9 protein-coding genes are annotated in these 20,267 nt (G+C 43.2%); 3 read left to right on the forward strand and 6 right to left on the reverse strand.

Going from position 1 to position 20,267, the window contains the following annotated elements; translation table 11 throughout:
- The coding region (locus tag AN944_RS01165) for a VCBS domain-containing protein (protein ID WP_055022757.1) at window positions 1-9,354 on the forward strand (9,354 nt) is incomplete at its 5' end.
- A 112-nt stretch (window positions 9,355-9,466) separates the two neighbouring features.
- Here AN944_RS01165 and AN944_RS01170 read toward each other — a convergent pair.
- The 5 genes from AN944_RS01170 to AN944_RS01190 all read right to left on the reverse strand — a co-directional run bounded on the left by AN944_RS01170 (window position 9,467) and on the right by AN944_RS01190 (window position 15,388).
- Complete coding sequence (locus AN944_RS01170) at window positions 9,467-10,471, reverse strand: lipid A deacylase LpxR family protein (RefSeq protein WP_235530823.1); 1,005 nt, start codon at window positions 10,469-10,471, stop codon at window positions 9,467-9,469.
- A 284-nt stretch (window positions 10,472-10,755) separates the two neighbouring features.
- Window positions 10,756-12,282 carry an EAL domain-containing protein gene (locus tag AN944_RS01175; protein ID WP_055022758.1) on the reverse strand — a complete coding sequence of 509 codons (1,527 nt, stop codon included), beginning with the start codon at window positions 12,280-12,282 and terminating at the stop codon, window positions 10,756-10,758.
- Window positions 12,283-12,339: 57 nt separating this feature from the next.
- On the reverse strand, window positions 12,340-13,284 hold the full coding sequence (locus AN944_RS01180; protein WP_055022759.1) for a pseudouridine synthase: 945 nt from the start codon (window positions 13,282-13,284) through the stop codon (window positions 12,340-12,342).
- Between the two features lie 87 nt (window positions 13,285-13,371).
- Window positions 13,372-13,950 carry an LON peptidase substrate-binding domain-containing protein gene (locus AN944_RS01185; RefSeq protein WP_055022760.1) on the reverse strand — a complete coding sequence of 193 codons (579 nt, stop codon included), beginning with the start codon at window positions 13,948-13,950 and terminating at the stop codon, window positions 13,372-13,374.
- A gap of 382 nt (window positions 13,951-14,332) precedes the next feature.
- Window positions 14,333-15,388 (reverse strand): hypothetical protein, encoded by a 1,056-nt coding sequence (locus tag AN944_RS01190; RefSeq protein WP_055022761.1) that lies wholly within the window; start codon window positions 15,386-15,388, stop codon window positions 14,333-14,335.
- 216 nt (window positions 15,389-15,604) lie between these two features.
- Here AN944_RS01190 and AN944_RS01195 point away from each other — a divergent pair, with 216 nt between their 5' ends.
- Entirely contained in the window at window positions 15,605-16,066 is a 462-nt protein-coding gene (locus AN944_RS01195; protein ID WP_055022762.1) for a YhcH/YjgK/YiaL family protein, read from the forward strand.
- A gap of 105 nt (window positions 16,067-16,171) precedes the next feature.
- Here AN944_RS01195 and AN944_RS01200 read toward each other — a convergent pair whose 3' ends face one another.
- Entirely contained in the window at window positions 16,172-17,578 is a 1,407-nt protein-coding gene (locus tag AN944_RS01200; protein ID WP_055022763.1) for a sugar porter family MFS transporter, read from the reverse strand.
- Window positions 17,579-17,822: 244 nt separating this feature from the next.
- Here AN944_RS01200 and AN944_RS01205 point away from each other — a divergent pair, with 244 nt between their 5' ends.
- Window positions 17,823-20,189 carry an aminotransferase class V-fold PLP-dependent enzyme gene (locus AN944_RS01205; protein ID WP_055022764.1) on the forward strand — a complete coding sequence of 789 codons (2,367 nt, stop codon included), beginning with the start codon at window positions 17,823-17,825 and terminating at the stop codon, window positions 20,187-20,189.
- Window positions 20,190-20,267: the final 78 nt, after the last annotated feature.

Here is a 20,267-nt window from a genome sequence, read left to right on the forward strand (position 1 = left end):
AAAACGGGTGAATCATTAACTGACACATTGCTGGTGCATTCCGTCGATGGCACTGAACAACAAGTCACCGTCACCATTAACGGTACTGACGATAAAGCGGTGATTGCAGGCACTTCAACTGCAACACTCACTGAAGATAAAGACGTTCACTCAGGTTTATTAAGGGTCGATGGTGCGTTAACCATTACTGATATCGATAACGGCCAAAACCAATTTGTTGCCGATAGCTATCAAGGTAATTACGGCTACTTATCGATTAATCAGCTTGGCCATTGGGTCTACACTGCTAATAATAACAGCGCCGCCATTCAAGGCTTAAAAGCTGGAGCCACGCTAACTGAAACACTATATGTGCATGCGATTGATGGCACAGAGAAAGTTCTCAAGATAAATATTAATGGAACCGAAGATAAAGCCATCATCAGCGGTATATCAATCGTTTCGCTAGTTGAAGATAAAAACCTACACGCTGGCTTTTTACATGCAGACGGTATGTTGGCAGTAAAAGATGCTGATATTGGAGATAATCAGTTTCAGGCCAATGCTTCACAAGGTTTATTTGGCGAATTAACCATCAATAATAATGGTCACTGGACTTATACCGCTGATAATAATCAACCTGCAATTAATCAACTCAAAACAGGTGAGTCGTTAATTGATACGATAGTTGTTAAATCTATCGATGGCAGCGAACATCAAATAAAAATCATCATCAATGGCCAAGATGATAAAGCAGTTATCTCAGGTTCTTCCACATTAGATGTCACTGAAGATAAAAACCTTTTCCAAGGACAGTTGAGAGCAGATGGTCAGCTCAATGTTTCAGATCCCGACTTAGGTGAAGCCCAATTTATCGCTGGAACTCTCACTGGCCAGTATGGCCATTTTACTATCGACCCTTCTGGCGCTTGGACATACACCTCAGACAACAAACAAACTGCAATACAATCTCTTAATGCAGGGCATGAAATTACCGATACGGTGATAATCAAAACTGCTGATGGCACTGAACAAACTCTTTGTGTTCATATTCATGGCACCAATGATAACGCTGTTATTTCAGGTACAAATAATGGAGTTATTTCAAATACTTATGGCGCTCCAAATATTTTGTACGCTAATGGTCAACTTCACATCACTGATGTTGATACAGGAGAAGCGCATTTTCAATCACAAGTAATAGCAGGTGCTTATGGGAGCTTTTTAACGATTAAGCCAAATGGTGAATGGCAATATGCAGTCGATCATTACAATGCTAATGTGATCAAGTTACCCCATGGGCAGCAGCTAACCGAAAGCTTTACCGTAAAATCCATTGACGGTACCGAGCATACTATCTCAACCACCATTGTCGGTGATAACACGCCTGCGATCATCACAGGTACTGATGTCGCGCTATTTAAAGAAGACGGCACTAAACAAACAGCGACAGGACAATTGAACATTCTCGACCCTAATACTGGCGATGAGCATTTCAAGCCTGAAACGCTACAAGGCAAATATGGCGAATTACACATCGACGACAAAGGGCTATGGCATTATGCACTCAATAATCAAGGTGTAGCAGTTCAAAGTCTTAAAAGTGGCGAAACCGTTGATGACTTGTTCTTTATTAAAGGTCACGATGGCACTCCACATGGTATTCAAATACAAATACTTGGGACCAATGACTTAGCCAATATAAATGGGGTAGATGCGGGTGTTGTCGTTGAGGACACACTGAGTTCAGGCCTACTGATAACCAAAGGTCAATTGACCATTACCGATATAGATAGCGGCCAAGATTTATTCCCTTCAGGACTACAACAAGGGCAGTACGGTCAACTTGTTATCAGTAATAATGGCCAATGGCAGTACATTGCTAACAACAATCAACCTCAGATACAGCAACTATCTCAAACTGAAGCGCTTAAAGAAGTATTTGTAGTCCACTCAATTGATGGCACCGGCCACAAAATTGAAGTCAATATACATGGCAGCAATGACATCGCTAAGATCACCGGCGATACCTCTGCAGTGCTTCAAGAAGACACTCATAACCACCAAGGAAATCTAGTCGCACAAGGCCAGCTCGTCGCCACTGATATCGATCACGGTGAATCCCAATTTATTGTGGATGTTAATCACGCAGCTTACGGTCAATTTTCAATAAATAATAACGGACATTGGCAATACGTTGTTGATAATAATAGCCCTAATATTCAGGCGCTCACCAGCAAAGATACGCTCAAAGATACCATCATCGTCCGAACTGTAGATGGCACAGAAAAATCCATAACAGTTACTATTAATGGCAGTGATGATAAAGCCATTATTGGTGGCGTTGATACTGGCGATGTCACCGAGGGAACTGCTGGACAAGATATGTCGCCAGACTATGCTCAGCCAGGCATGAGCCTTCTCGGACGCAGTCCGCTTTATGTCAGTGGTGCACTGACCATTACCGATCTTGATGCAGGTGAAGCAACCTTTGACTCTCGCGGCCTAGGATTTAATTATACCGGTAAATACGGTGACTTAATGCTGCGAGAAGATGGAACATGGTCATATTATGCAGATGCTGGCAACATCCGAATTAAAGGTGGACATACGACTAATAGAGGCACAGCAATTGATCAACTTGGTAAAGGAGAAGCACTCACCGACACTGTAACCATCTATTCAAAAGATGGTACAGCTCACGACATAGTGATCACCATTCATGGCAGTAATGATCGTCCTTACTGTTCATCAGAGGTGACTCTCAATGCTGGCACTGAAGACACTCGCCAAACCATCACTGCAGCGCAACTCCTGTCCAATACAATCGATGTCGATAATAATGACGCAGGACTACTGACCATTGAGAATCTGCATGCAGATCATGGCTCAATTAAACACAATAAAGACGGTAGCTTTTCATTCACACCAGAAAAAGACTATAACGGCCAAGTTCATTTCACCTATGACGTAAAAGATGGACATGGCGGCGTTACGCATACAAGCGCATCGACCACGCTTTCTGCGGTTAATGATAATCCAGACGTAACACCCATTACAGATACCCTCACTGAAGACACGGATAAGCAGTACCAAGTTAATCTACTCGGCAGTGCCACCGATGTTGATGGCGATGCGTTATCGATTAGCCAGATACTGGCTTCATTTGAAGGCAGTAGCGGAGCACTACCGCAAGGTGTAACTGTAGCCAACGATGGCCATTCGCTTATCATTGATAGTCATGCCCAAGTATTTCAGCACCTCGGCGTTGGTGAGAAGGCCGATATCGTGGTGCATTACATGATTGACGATAATCATGGTGGACAAACGCCCGCTGTCGCAACCATCACTATGGTCGGCGCAGATGATAAAGCCACGCTTGCAGCTAACGTTATTCAAATGACTGAAACACAAGCGCTTGATAGCGCGCAACACGGCTATGGTGGCAAGTTACAGTTAGTGGACCCAGATACTGGTGACAACACCCAGTTTGCATTTAGTGGGCAATATATAGGACAAGGGTATGCCCCAGGTAATCTAACTGTTTGGCCTGATGGTTCATACCAATTTAGATTAGAAGGCGCATTAAATCGTCACGCTGATGACCTTGTTGCGAGTTTACATGCTGGTGAGTCGAAACAATTTCCTTATGAGATAAAAACCAGTGACGGTCAAACACTGACCATTATGGTCAAAGTGACCGGTGAAGATAATAATGCGCAAATCCATGTGTCGATGCCGAATATGTTACCTGCCTCGCAACATATAACGGAAGAAAATTTTGTACCTGCTAGTGTGACCAATCTCTATGCTGGCGGGCGTTTGCAAGTTGTAGACCCAGACCACGACCAATCTTATCTGCAAGCTGAAACTATCAATACTGCACACAACGGCCAGTTCAAAATCAGTGCTGATGGAGGCTGGAACTACACCATTGATAATTCCATCGATGAAGTACAAAAGCTAGGCGCAGGGGAATCGTTCACAGAGACCCACACAGTCCATTCTCTCGATGGCACCGCCAGTCAATTACTTACCGTCACAGTTCACGGTACCAACGATGCACCAGTGGTTTCTGCTGCCGTTAAACTTGCCCCCGGCATTGAAGATACAGATATTCAATTAAATAAGTCTGAACTACTGGCTAATACGACAGATGTTGATCATAACGATATCGGTCAATTGGATGTTGCCAATTTAGTGGCTGATCATGGAACGGTTATCGATAATAAAGATGGAACATTCAGCTTCGTGCCGGAAAAAGACTATAACGGTGCCGTGCAATTTAACTATGACATCAAAGATGCCCATGGTGGTGTCACCCATACTCAGGCTGGGCTGACCTTAACAGCCTCACAAGATGCCGCAACATTTAGCGGTGATAGCACTGGCGATGTGCATGAAGGGCATAGTTTTACTGCTGCCGATGGAACAGTCACTAATGGTTCAGTGGGGGATCGCTCGCCCGATCATCAACATGGCAATATTGGTAAGCTTTGGAATGATCAGATCCATACCGACGGTCACCTAAATATCAACGATGCAGATAGCGGCGAAGCCCACGCTCAAACTGGCATTTACCATGGTAATTATGGCCAGATAATATTACAAACCAATGGCGATTGGAGCTATTACGCATCAATAGGGCAAGATTCAACGGGCAGAACAATTGATAAACTCGGTCAAGGGCAAAGCTTAACCGATACTGTCACAATAAAGTCAGCAGACGGCACAACTCATGACATTGTAGTAACTATTCATGGCGATAATGACCGTCCTTACTGCTCCTCTGCGGTAACACTTCACTCATGGACAGAAGATAACAAAATCACTCTAACCGCTACAGATTTACTGGCTAACACTATTGATGTCGATACCAATGATGCAGGCAAACTTAGCATTGAAAACCTGCAGGCTGATCATGGGGTTATAGCAATCAATGCCGATGGCGATTTTGTATTTACACCAGAGCAAGATTACAACGGCCAAGTGCAGTTTACTTATGACGTTAAAGATGGTCACGGCGGCATCACTCATACAGGTGCTACAACAACCCTCGCAGCAGTCGGCGATGCCGCCACATTCAGCGGCACTGACAGCGGCGCGATTAAAGAAGATCGACATGTGCAAGGAGATGCAGACCAGAGTGTGGCTGTGTCTGGAGTACTCAATGTCAAAGACCCTGATGCTAATGAGAGCGAGTTTGTTGCAAGCAGAAATGTACATGCAGTCAGCGATCCTTTGCATGGCCATTTAAGTATCGGCCGCGCGGGCGATTGGACCTACTCGGTGCCTAATGCCAACTTAAATCATCTTGCTGAAGGTGAAACAGTGCAAGTCACTTACCAAGTGCACTCAAGAGGTGGCGATACCCATAATATTACCGTTGATGTGGTCGGCACTAACGATGCTCCCTCCATAAATGTTCACACACTTGTTCACGGCAGTGAAGATATCAGCTATCAAATGCAAGCTAGCCAGTTTGGTTTCACTGATGTAGATAACAAAGATGCGCTACATTCAGTTTCCATAACGGACTTACCCGACCCGTTGCAGGGTAAATTTATGCTGGATGGCCAAGCGATTAGCGCCAATCAGGTGATTGCGGCAGGCGATATAAGCAAACTACAGTTTGTGCCAACACATAACTTTAATGGTGATGTGAATTTCTCTTACACCGTTAACGACGGCCATGCAGATTCAACCAAAGCAACAAACACTTTGCATATTAGCCCTGTCAATGATGCAGCCACTATTGATGGACAGACACAATCAAGCACTAGCGCTTCAATTACTGAAGATTCGGCTACCAGCGTGATATCAGGTCAGTTGACCTTGGTTGATCCCGATGCAGGCGAAGATAAATTTGCCAGTAATACTCAAATATCCGGTCAATATGGTCAGCTCACAGTCGATCAAGATGGCAGTTGGCATTATGCGCTTAATAACGCCTCGCCCCTGGTTAATATGTTGAACGCTGGGCAGCAATTAACAGACACTATAACGGTGACTTCACCCGATGGCACTGCTAGCCAAACCATAGCAATTACCATACATGGGCACAGCGATACCCCTAGTTTGCAACTGCAAGAAGCAGGAGCGACACAAGGCCTAGATCTCTTCGCTGGTATTCAAGGTAACGGCATTATTCAGCTGCAATATTCTACCGATGGCGTCACTTTTAGCAGCCAAGTTCCTGCTGGATTTAGCCTTGCCGCAGATGGGCATACTCTGGAGGTTGATCCTGCTAATGCAGCATATGATCACCTCGCCAATGGTGCTCAACACAAGATTTGGGTCAACTATCAACTGCAAGAAGGTGCTGGTAGTTCTGCTCACCAGTCAAGCCAGCAAGCTGAAGTAGTTATAGTCGGAACCAGCGATAAACCCATAATTCATGGCTTTAATGCCAATTCAGCGCAGTTTAGTGGACCCGTAACGGGTAACTTACTGCAAGGTGCTACCGACGTGGATGACGGTGCGCAGTTAGTATTACAAGATCTGCAGTTTAAAGATCCAACGACCCATCAATATGTGACCGTTCATGTAGGAAAAGGGGAAGATATCAAAGGTGTTGGTCATATTTCTATAGCCAGTAATGGTGACTATACCTTTACACCCGATCCAAACTTCAGTGGCGACGCGCCGGGGTTTATCTATCGTGTTGTTGATACCCATGGCGACTATCAAGACAATAGTCAAAATATGCTAGATATCCATATCAATGCCAACCACCAGCCAAGGGTGCAAACATTCACAGCCAGCACAGCAGAAGATACTGACTTTCAATTTACTGCGGCAAGTTTTGGCTATCAAGATAGCGATAGTGATGCATTTGATCATTTAAGCATTAATCAGCTCCCCGATCCGGCTACTGGCTCATTATGGTTAAATGGTCATGCTGTAACACAAGGGCAAGCCATTAGCGCTAATGATATTGATACGCTAATTTTCAAGCCAGCGGCAAACTTCAATGGCGATGCGCATTTTAGCTACGTTGCCAGCGACGGCCATCAAGACTCCGCAGCCCATACTGCGGTGCTAACCGTAACTGCCGTTAACGATTTACCAGTGCTCACCATTAATCAAACCAGCCACACTCAAGGGAATTTAGTGGCGACCGACGTCGACAAAGGTGATGTGCTTAGCTTCTCAGCGCCGCTGGTAACCGGACAGTTCGGTAGCCTGTCTATTGACCCCGACAGCGGCGCATACATCTATACCCAAAACAACTCTGTCGCACAGATGAACTACAACCCTGCGACTTCAACCTATAGCGGTGTTGATGTTTTTGAAGTTCAAGTGAGTGATCACCATGGTGGCGTTGCGAGCAAATTTATCAGCTTTAGTGCCGAGGCCACTGTAAGTAGTACTACAGCTGGTACCCTTATCATCAGTAGTAGTGTTCCTAATCAGCCTTTAGTCAGTAACACAATACCAGCAGGGAATATTGTGGTTACACCACCAGCAAATCACGTTAGTATCGATCTCAGCTCCACTAGCGACTCTGGTAGTAGCAATCATGATGACTTAACCAATGACACCACACCAACCATCACTGGTCATACTGATATTCCGTTCTCAAAGGTCACTATTTACGACGGAAATACCCCAGTTGGCCATGCGCTCTCTAATGCTAGCGGCGACTTCAACGCAACCTTATCGAGCTTAGCTGAAGGGCTTCACAACCTCTCAGCTAAAGCCCTAGCACCATCATCAATATTACCTGCGGTATCATCAGTACTCGATATTGAAATTGATACTCAAGCCAGCGCAACTATTCAACTTGATCCTATCACTAGCGATAATGTGATTAACGCACAAGAGAGTGGCGCGGATATCAGCGTGACAGGTCAAGTCAGTGGTGATGTGCATCAAGGTGATAGTGTCAGTCTAATCGTCGGGCAACATAGCTATAGTGCAACCGTTGATGCCAGTGGCCACTTTAACGTCAACATCGCAGGCACTGAACTAGCATCGAGTTCATCGATAACAGCGAGTGTTATAACCACTGACAGCGCAGGTAACTCGGCTAGTTCTTCACAAGTGATGCACTATAGCAGCGACACACAAGTCGGTATGCCAACCATTACCTTTGAAAACCCAGGCAGTGACAACGCATACAGTAAAGCCGAAATAGCTCAAGGTCACGCAGGAACAGTGACCGCAACAGTGCACGCTGCAGCTGATGCCCAAGTCGGCGAACACCTGAGTATTAATGGCGTTGACCATGTACTCGATGCCAATAGTTTAGCTCATGGTATCGACCTTGAAGTTGCACCCAGTAGTATTGTCAGAGCGATTATGACCGATGAGCATGGCAACGTTAACTCTGCTCTCAATATTGCTGCAAGCGCTAAGCCTGAACCTATCGTCGTAACAGCCCCGCCAGGCAGCCATCAAATTGGTGCCTCCTTAGGAGTCCCGACCTTAATACCGACACAAACTCCTGTCCCTACGGCTCAGCAAGGCTGGAAAATACTGGTTAATGGTCACTATCAAACTAGCTATACCAGCCAATGGGGAACACTGACCATTAATCCCAAAACGGGACAATTGAACTATCAAGAACATGCTAATACTCATACAGGTCCTCATGGCTCAGCCACCAATGTTGGCGTACACGAGGATAAGTTTGAGGTTGCGCTGCAGGGATCACATCATGATGATGTCATCATGCATGTTCAAGTGAGCATATTAAGCCGTGGACCAGGCCATAGTGGTAAGCTGACATTAGGTTCTGAAGTGCTCGATATGACGGTGACCCCAACCTTTAGTCACCCCGCACCGCCTCCGCCTCCCCTTGCCGCCGATGCTCATGATATTCCCCAAAGTGATGCCATTGCAGAGGTCAGCATAGACTTAAACGCTGTTGTTATTGATGGAACAGATAATAATACTGAGCCAGATGCTTTTAATCAGGATAGCGCTGAACAGTTTGATACTAAACAAGAAAATACTGAGCAGCCCTCAAATGATGTCTCTGCTCACGCTGAACCTGAGCCAGTACTTACATCACAACCACCTGCTACAACGACAATGAGTGCAACAGCAAGTGCCCCCATAGATCATTACTTACAGATGGTTGGATTAAGCCATGATGAGATTAAACCCGATATAGGCATTCCAGACCTAGCGGGGTTGCCAACAATGCATGAGCTTAACACTGCTGATCCACAAGCAGACATGCTTGATACTGTTGAAGTCGATGCATTTGAAAACCCATTAGATGACGAGCATAAAGAACACCCGCAACATGCAGATCATGATGCTGCCAGCGTCATTGATGCGCCAACAGAGCAAAGTGACATTAATCAAGATAACGATGATGACATGCTACACCAAGCGTTAAACGATATGCATAATCAGTTTTAGGTGTGGTAAAACATCTAATACGGTAAACATGGACGTGACTTTAATGTATAAAAGCCTTTAACACCTTGTATTCCTGTCCATTGTGTTAAGGGCATTTATAATTGTATTTTCTTTACAACACCTTGCTATAACTAATCACGCCATAGCCGTGCCAGTCGTCCACATCAGATTTGTACTCTTTGCTGTAAAAGTCAAAGCTCCAGCGCACTGACCAAGTGGGAAAAGCCCAAATGACACCTAGGCTTGCTTGAGCTTGCTGGTTGTTAATTTCAAGCGGCGATTCATAGGGAAGATCACCTTCAATCGTTAAGTCATTAAAGCGGTATCCAGCCTGCATTCTGGCATAGGCCATCCAGCTTCCATATTGATTAGCTGAAGAAGTAAAATCGCCAAAGTGTCCTGCTTGGCTAGATAACTGACCAAATGTTTGGCTTAGCTCATCGCCCCAACGGACAGTTAACCCAAGGCTAGATTGAGAACGAAAGTTACCTGCCATGGTATGGTTAAATACACTCACATCCCATTGGCTATTTTCGAATGCTTGCTGACGAAACAACAATGCCTCCACCTCGTAAGCGACTTGCAACGTCAACTGATTTTCAATCTGGTAATCCCAGCCTTCAGGCGTCGTCGATGAGGTAATTTTATGTACAAAAGATTGCATGTACTCTGCGCCAGATGCAGGGCCAACAACGCCCAAACTCAGCCAGTTTTTTTGTGCAAGGCTTGAACTAAACACACCGGTATAACTTTCTAATTCTAAAAAGCCAGCATAAGGCCTTTCTTCAGGTTGAGGAAAGTCATAAGCGATTTCAGTAGGCGTCCACATACGGCTATAAAGCTTTGCCCCACGGTGAACTTGCTGGCTTTGTTGCGGAAATAATAAAGCTGATTGCCATTGAAAAGCTGTAGAAGCAGAGGAGAAATCTTGCTCAGGTGTTGCATGCCACCCCAGTAAAATACCACTAGAGTAATCACCATCTGAGCCAATAATCACATCATTATCAAAACTAAAATAAATCTGCTCAGCTGAGGCTTGCGAGACTACACAGATTAATGACATGACAGCCAATACTGATAGTGGAACAGGTAATCCCTTTAAGTGATGTTGACTCAAATTAACCTCTTTCAGTTCAGTATGTGAAAAGCACCAGATAATTCAGTTTAACCGAACATCAGCATCACACAACGTCCTTTGAAATAAAGACTTAATTCAAATAATAGTCATTACTTACTCGCTACCAGCAAATTACAATTAGGCACTTTTAATTATCTCATTCGACACCAGTAACTGAACACTAGCAAACCTCTTAAAGTGTATCCCAACATTAATCACTAACGCTGGAAAACATCAGTTATCGTTTTTATCAAAAACCATCTAGCTAAAATAAAACCCAATCATCAGACATTCTGATAGGCATTAAAAAAATCTTTTGCTTCTAGTGGTTTAGAGAAAAAATAACCTTGAACTAAATCCACGCCCTGCACTTTCAAATAGCTAATTTGAGACTCAGTTTCCACCCCTTCAGCAATGACGCTCAAGCCCGACTTTTTGGCAAAAGAAATAATTGCATCTAAGGTTTTTTCATTAAAGTTATCTTTTACACCAATGGTATCGATAAAAGCTTTATCTATTTTAAGGGTACTGATACCTAGGTTTTGCACATAACTAAAACCGCCATATCCCATTCCGGCATCATCAAGCTTTAAATCAACGTCAATAGCATAAAATTTATCTAGCATAGCGCGGGCTTTAGCTAAGTCTGTAATGGGTTGCCGCTCAGTGATTTCTAGCGAAATCCGATGTTTACCTAGCTTACCAGACTCTTTAAGCGCCTTAATATACAAGTAAAGTTGATCGCTTTCTAAATGCTCAGGAACAATATTAATACTGATAAATAACGGCTTAACTTGTTCACCAGCTTGTTCAATATCGTCAGCCATAACATCAAGCATCGAATAGGTCATATCTACAATTAACCCATCAGATTCTGCAAAGGGAATAAATTGGTTTGGTGGGATCAACTCTCCACTTGATTGACGCCAGCGCATTAATACTTCAACACCAACGATTTCATTTGTTTGCGTATCAATAACAGGCTGATAAAAAGGGATAAACTCTTTATGTTTGATAGCACTTTTTATGTGAGCTCGAGTTGAACCATAAGACTGTTTCCAAGACCAATAGCCAATTGATAACGCCAACGCCACCACAAAACTAACTAACGCACTATACAGCCAATTTAACGATTTATACTGAGCAAAAAAGTCGTCATTGCCAGACAGGCTAAACTTGGCAATGTAATATTCATTTTTATGAACCACTTCTTCTAAAATGACATGGTCACCTTCAAACTGTTCAAAGCCAAACTCCATTACAGGCACTGCTGCTAACGAGTCATAAATGCCATCAATAGTGATGGTGTACTCTAGGCAATCTTCACAATTTACAGGGATAAAATAACGAGGATTCATTGGCACAATGCTCGCCACATACTGCTTTTTACCTGATTCGTATGATAGGAATAACTCGTGCACATCTGAGTCTGGCTGATTCAGTACAGCCAATTTTACATCTGGGCCAATTCGGTGTCTGACTAACTTCTCTACGTGGCGGGGAATAATCTGCGAACGACAAATCACTTTTAATTGATCCATCACAGCTAGCCAACGAATAAATGTGGAGTTAAATACCGACTTAGTCAGCAAGTCTTCATTTTGGCTGTCACAAACATAGGTATCATTAATTGCCGGTAAACTTTTGAGTTCTATTGCAGTATCTTCAATATACATGGTCAATTTTTCAGACAGTATTTGAGCGTCACGCTTAATAAGCATTTCAGCAACTAGCTCATCTAACGCTTTAAAACCAAAAATTAAAACGAAAAAACTCACTATAAATATTGCGCAACATTTCACTCTTTCCATGTGCAATTAGTCCTTTGTAAACGAGCCACGCTTGTCAATTCATCAACAAACCATTTATCAATTTTTACCTAAGCCGAATTCAGCATCATAGCCTTCACAATTGACAGACATCATTTGTTGACTGAATGGATCTTCAAATGTCAGTGACTTGGCGATTAAGCGCAGCGGCTTAGTAAAATCGTCAGCAGATTTGGGTTGTAGCCTTGGGTAATTGGTATCGTTTTCTAATGGCATACCCAATGACATCATGTGCACTCTAAGTTGATGCATTTTTCCCGTTATAGGACTCAGCTCAAACAAGCCTCTTGAACCATTAACAGCGATTAATCTGATTTCAGAATGCGTATTAGCTTCCCCTTCGGTGATTTTCATCAAAAAGCTCGGTGTTGAACGCACCATACGATTTTTCACAGTCCATTTAAGGGGTAAACTTAACTTCCCTTGCTCATGTCGCGTTAAAAGCTCGGGGGTGAGTTTTGCAATTGCTTGGTACTGTTTATTAATTTTTCCATCAGTAAACAGAGCATGGTAAGCATGTCGAGATTCTGGATTGACAGTCATTAATATTACCCCAGCTGTTGGCCTATCAAGCCGATGAGCAGGAGAAATCGTATCAATACCCGTTGCAATTCTTAAGCGATGGATTAGACACTCATTGACAAAATTACCGCTGGGCGTGACAGGCAAAAAATGAGGCTTAAAGACTAAAATACAGTGCTCATCTTGATGCAATATCTGCTGCTGAAACGGTATTTTTGTTTCGCTCTCAACCTCGCGGTAGTAATACACTCGAGTCGCTGGGCGGTACTTTGTTGTTTGCGTTACAGGTTCGCCATCTGCCCAGTGAACCTTTCCTTCAACAACACGTTTTATCCACACTGATTCTGGAATTTGCTTAAAATGAGAAACTAAAAAAGCCAGCACAGTTTCCGGCGTTGTTTGAGATTGCGGTAAAACAATATATGAAGGTTGTGCGGCTTTGGCAGCATGTTCAGCAGACATGTAAAATACTATATAGCTACATTTTGATACAGTATACCCAACAAAGCCTTATCAGCTAAAGAAAAAACATGTTTTAGCTTATCCGCATTACACATCCACATGAGATTTTAATAATTGCAGTACAAAATCCATGGTCTTATGACAATCTGGCTGCTCAACTAACAGCAGCTTATCTTTATTGTACATAGGTAAGACTTCTAACCAACGCTGACTGACCCATGCAGCATCTTCAAGATGAGTTTGACTGTATAACTCCAGTAAATCTGGATTCACTTCATAAAATTGCTCAAGTGCAGCACTGATGATTTCGAACTCTTCAGCAATGGGTTCATGCTGCCAATTTTGACAAGGTAAGGTTCTAGCTATCCAACTTTGATCGCGTAATTGCGCGCCAGAAAGCACTTTTACTCGTTGACGTCCCTCGACAACAATACTGAGAGAATTGTCTTCAAGTTGATGAAAATCGATGATTTCACATTCGGTTGCAGTTTCGTAGCATGGAGGAAAACTGTTGCTCTTTGACGCAGCTAGCGCTAATCGATAATGGCCTTTGAGCACATTGGCCACCATCAATAATTGATTAGGTGTGACCATCCGTAGCTCTTGACGACCACCAGGCAGAAGCACAGTATCTTGGATGAGTAACGCCATTTCTATCGTTTGCATTGCAACCTCCAAACTACAGCGTTTCACCAATTCCCTATAAGGCTATTTAAGCCACAGAATGCTGCAGATTCGATAGCTTTCTGCTATCAAGGACCAATAAAAATCAACAAGTTGTCATTCATATCGTGATAATAAAGTGTAGCAGGCAAAATGGAGTTTTCCAGCCAGCTAAGTGGTTATCACACTTTATGATTAGTTGTAATACCGCCTTGTATTGCTTGAGGTTACTGTTTAAATACTACCATCAAGGCAATCGCAAAACTCATCACAAGACTCACAACTTGGTTAATAATTAGACAGGAGATTTTACGAAATAGTTTCATTAGATGATCACAATTTAATGATCGGGATCGTAATGGACAGTTTAACAAGTTAACACGCACTAAAGCGGCTCAATCACATCCATTATTGATTGCTTATCTACAATTGAGGCAAAGATCTCTCCCAGCTGCTCACTGCGTTTCAATGCTTCACGCCAATAGGCAATTCGCCTATCACTGCTTAGCTGCTTAAAATCTTCACGGTCTGGGATCTTTGAATAAGGTAGCGACGAGATAAACTCCTGAGAAGGCGTTAATACCAACGCATTGTGATAATGCTGACGTGCTCTTCGCCATTTAAGGGATTTATCGAACCACCCAGGACTCATATGAGGATAAAAATGTGGGTATAAACTTAATCCTTCCGGCTCATTGGTTGGCATATCAAAATGATAGTCGGTAATGCCACCATCATAATATGCTCCATCTGACACACCATTAATTTTATTCACTGGTGCTAATAGCATAGGTATAGAGCCTGTTGCTAACAGTACTTGATTAATATTATTGCGTGTCAGCTGCGCATGCTCGGTAGGGAGATCTGACAACTGAGAAAAAGGCGATTTTACCTGCTGATGGCTGAAAACCACCCGTTCAAAATGCCAACCTAAACTGCGACGGCTCACTGTATTACTTAGCGCTGTCGCCGCCAAACCTAATGCTAACTTCCCCTTTGAACGACTGGCATTTAAGTGCTTGGCTTTACACACCACAAAGTGACTTTGAATCATTCTATTATTAACAATATCAAGGGCACCATGTTCCCCCAAAATACCACCAATAATACGTTCAACTTGCTCGGTCACTTCTTGTCGGCTAGGAACATGATCATATCGCTGACCAATGTAATGATCTTCGAGGCGTGCATAGGCTGCTAATGGATCTTGCTGTGCTAAACAAGCCAGCCGCCAAGCCCCAGAGGAAGCTCCCATGGTATAAAGTGGCGCTTGTCTATTAGCAAAAAACTCACCGAATAAATATTTATCAAGCCCAGCAACCCCAATCCATTTGGGGCCACCTGATGCAGCAAATAGCTGGCTAAACATAGATGCAGACAAACCATTTTGTTCAATTTGTTGGTAAGCTGTTTTACCGGCGAGTAATCGTAATGCAGTCACGTAGCGTCCTATGAATCAATCCATTTTCCATCGGTTTTTAAGGATGAAACCCATGCAGAGTTTCACGCTCCATTGCATCTTAACTAAGTTTGTCAGCAGGTTAAACCACCTCATGGTTGAATTTATTTCCGTAACCCTACTGGTTGTAGATAAATCATAGCGCCGACAAAATGAATGAGCGATAATCATGACTCATTCATTTTCAGAGAGTTCACTATGGTTGTCGACAGCCTTGCTCATCACTCGCTATATCACGGCTTAAGTCCAAGATTAGCAAAAGCCTTAACCCATTTAGCAGAAACAGACTTTACTCAAGTTGAAGTCGGCACATACCCGCTTGATGGAAAAGATATTTTTGTGATTGTTAACGACTACCATACTCAACCGAAAGAAACAGAACCTTTTGAAGTTCATCAACAATATATTGATGTGCAGTTTGTTGTGAGTGGTGAAGAAGAGTTTGGCTATTTGCCCCTTGCCAATCAAACACCGTTGGCGCCTTACCATCAAGAGCATGACTTTACTGAATTTGATTATGAATCAAATAAAGAAGATGCCGCTTTCATTCCCTTAAAAGCTGGCATGTTTGCCTTATTCTTTCCTGGTGATATTCATATGCCAGGCACTCTGGACACAGAAGTACCAGTAAGAAAAGTCGTCATTAAAGTTAAAATATAAACGGACTTTCTCAAACAAAAAGGCCACATCATCGTGGCCTTATATGTTTAAGGGTAAATCATTCTGATTACGACACTCACGCCCTTCACTATGCGTGCTTACCTTTTATCCCTGCATTTGCTCTAATTCTCGACCTTTTGTTTCGTATACATACTTCGCAACAAACACAATCGATAGCACAGCACAAATACAGTAGAAACCATAAGCGCCCACTAAGCCCACTGATGCCAGCATAATCGGGAAGGTCATCGTAATAGCAAAGTTAGTGCCCCACTGCGCAAGCCCAGCAACCGCAAGACCCGAGCCTCGAATTTGATTTGGGAACATTTCCCCTAACATCACCCACATTACAGGGCCCCAAGACAAGTTGAAAAAGAACACGTAACCATTTGCGGCAATTAACGCCAATGTGCCTAATTCACCGAGGTCCAAATCGCCATTGATATCGACCTGTGCCGATGCGAAAGCAAAGACCATCAAGGCTAAAGTCACAGCCATTCCAATAGAACCAGTCATTAAAAATGGTTTACGACCCACTTTATCGATCAAACTTATCGTTATCACGCAGGCTGCAATACTGACCGCACCGCTAATAATATTAATCAACAACGCATCAGATTCCGAAAAACCAACCGCTTGCCACAACACAGCGCCATAATAAAACACCACATTAATGCCCACTAACTGTTGAAAAGTGGCTAATCCAATCCCTACCCAAACAATACTTCGCACTTTGCCAGAATGCTTATCAATAAGGTCTGCCAGTTTAGGTTGATGATCAGAGTCTAAAGACTGTTGAATCTCCATGAATTTGGTTTTAGCGACAGTGCTACCGTATAGCTTAGTTAAGACCGTCATCGCTTGCTCTTTACGTCCAACTGTCACTAAAAAACGTGGGCTTTCAGGAATAAAAAATAATGCCACAAAAAACACACCTGCTGGCACCAACTCTATCCAAAACATCCATCGCCACGCATCATATCCCAGCCAAAAACTGTCCGTCGACGAACCAGCGGTTTGTGCTAAAAAGTAATTACTAACAAACGCAGCAAATAACCCTGTGATGATTGCAATTTGTTGCACAGTCGCCAGTGCCCCACGATAACGTGCAGGGGCAACTTCAGCAATATATGCAGGTGTCATAACCGAGGCTGCGCCAACAGCTAAACCACCCAAGATACGGTAGACAATAAATGCCATTGAGCTGTCAGCAATACCTGATCCCCAAGCGCTCACAATAAATAAGATTGCTGCTGTAACCAGTGTGGCTCGTCGTCCATATTTATCCGCTAAACGCGCGGCAAAAAATGCCCCTACCGCACAGCCCAATAGCATTGACGCCACATTAAAGCCTGTTCCCATACTGTCTGAGTCAAACGCCGACCTTAACCCATCAACAGTGCCATTAATCACGCCACTATCAAATCCAAACAGGAAACCACCTATGGTAGCCACACAACTGACTAGAATCACAAACAGGGTATTTTCTTCTTGTTGTTCTGCTGTTTTCAATGACTTTCTCCCTCTCGCATAACGCCATGTCTTTCTGATTTTTATCACCTTACTAGAAAATACTGTTATCGGTAACATTTAGAAATAAGAATGTCTTTTTGTACCAGCAGACAATATCAGCGTGGATTTTTCAGCAAATAAAAATGTGATCTTGATCAATAATCACAAACTGCTAATATAACCTCATGAAATTAGTTATAACCAAAAGCTATATAACAACTAATCAACAGATGAGCCGCTACCCATGAAAAATCATTCGCCGCTAAGCCAGATCTACCTTGATGCCAATGCAACTACCCCTGTATTACCCCAAGCTGCTGAAGCCGCTTTAAATAGCATGAGAGTGTTATTTGGTAATCCAAGCAGTAGCCATATCACTGGCTTAAAAGCCAAAGATGTCATGGAAACAACGCGCAACAACGCTAAAAAAGTTATCGGTGCAGACGACGGCAAAGTCATCTTTACTAGTGGTGCAACAGAAGGGATTCAAACAGCAATTATTTCAGCGTTAGTGGAAGCCAAAAAACGACTCAATATTGATAAGCAGGATGAGCCAAGCAAAAAGTACAGTTTATTGTATGGCGCAACCGAGCATAAAGCCGTGCCAGAATCCTTAAAACACTGGAATGAAATATTAGGTATTAATGCAGAATTAAAAGCCATTCCAGTTGATCGTTTAGGTCATTTGGACTGCCAATTTATTGCAGCTGAAGCGCCCAATGCACTCATGATATGCACGATGGCAGTCAATAATGAAACCGGAGTCTATCAGGACTTAGGCAAACTTGAGCAGATCATACGCACTGCAAATAACGATATTTTCTGGATGGTGGATTGCGTACAAGCCTTAGGTAAGACCCCATTAAAGCTTGCCCAAACGACAATCGATTACGCCCCATTTAGTGGGCATAAACTCTATGCACCTAAAGGCATTGGTTTTGTTTATATTCGTCAATCGGCGCCCTTTACATCGATTATTGCCGGAGGTGGCCAAGAAAGCGGCCTTCGTTCAGGCACCGAGAACCTACCAGGCATGGCTGCTATTAATGTCATCTTTGAGATGCTATTGAATCAGCAGCACAGTGAATTTGCCGATATCAATACATTAAGAGGGTACCAAACACAATTAATAGATACGCTTAAAAGCGCCTTCCCTGAGGTTGTGTTTAATCACAGTATTGAAAACAGTGTCCCAACCACAATTAATTTTGCTATTGCTGGATTTAGCAGCAAAGAGATCATGGACTTATTTGACGCCGCCAATATCCGCGTAAGCTCTGGCTCAGCTTGCTCATCTAAAGTCACTCGCAGCTTTGTTCTTGATGCGATGGGGTTACCAGCTTGGCAAAGTGAGTCGGCTATTCGAATGTCATTTGGCCCTGCAATGACACAAGAACAAGTGAATGCAGCTTGCTCACGTATCCAATCAGCAGCAAAAGCACTTACCCACAGCTGCATGATATTAGACACTGGTGAGATTGATGAAAAGCAGCCAGTTAACGGCTTAGTTCAGCTTCGTTCAGGCTCAAATTGCACTTGGGTTTATGCCGATCAGCAGAGTAAACAAGCCTTTATCATCGATCCTCTGCCAGAGCTTAACGATCGTTTAGATACCCTATTACAATGCCAACAGTTAGAATTGGTCGCCATCATCGACACCCACGGTCATGCAGACCACCAATCAGGGCGTACTTTTCTTGCTGACAAACACTTACCCACTCAGCAAACAAACCTGCTAGGCTGGCCGCAAGATTGCCAGACACATAGCTCCCCAAATAGTCCAAAACATAGCCCCAAACATAGCCCAAAACATAGCCCAAAAGACACGAATTCAGTTGATGATGTCCAATTACAATACATAAAAATTGGTCAGCAATGGCTGGTAAATGTGCCAACGCCAGGCCATACCGCTGACAGTATGTCATTACTACTGTGTCAGCCATTTACCAACATTAATCAAATAAAGCACCAATGCCAGTTCGCATTTTGCGGCGACACGATTTTAATGGGCAGTTTAGGGCGAACTAACTTTGCCTCGAGCAGTGCAAGCGACATGTTTTCAAGCTTAAAACGACTACACAGCTTGATTGGCAGTAATAACTTAATTTGCGCAAGTCATGACTACAACAATGAATTCACCACTCACCTATCTGCAGAATGTGGGCGTAACCCACTATTAAGAAACACTTTAAATGGCCAGTTACATGTCACCGAGTTTGAGCGCCTTAAAGCCGAATTAGATAGCAACTTATGCGATCAAAACGGCAGCGAAATCATGTGCGGAGCACTAACTGACGATCAATTAAATGGGCAATCAATTATTGAATACAACCATCAGAGTTTGAACGCTGCATTACAGCAAGAAAATGTCACTTTAATCGATATTCGTGAACCCCATGAATATGCTCTGCAACATACCGACGACTCTAACGAAAACGTCCCGCTCACTCGCTTAGTGCAATTTATTCAACAGCAGCAAGATCAAAAACAACATAAATGGGTATTGGTATGCCGCAGTGGCAGCCGCTCATTTATCGCGGCACAGGCAATGAAACGCTTAGGATTTGATAATGTCGCTCATTTAAAAGGGGGTTATGCATTAAGCAGTTGATAGCTTTAGTTTAAAACCTAGATATTAAGGGAAACCTGCTTTCCCTTAATGTATATTCACTCAGCGTAGTTACCGTTT

Source organism: Shewanella sp. P1-14-1 (assembly GCF_001401775.1).
Classification (GTDB): Bacteria; Pseudomonadota; Gammaproteobacteria; order Enterobacterales; family Shewanellaceae; genus Shewanella; species Shewanella japonica.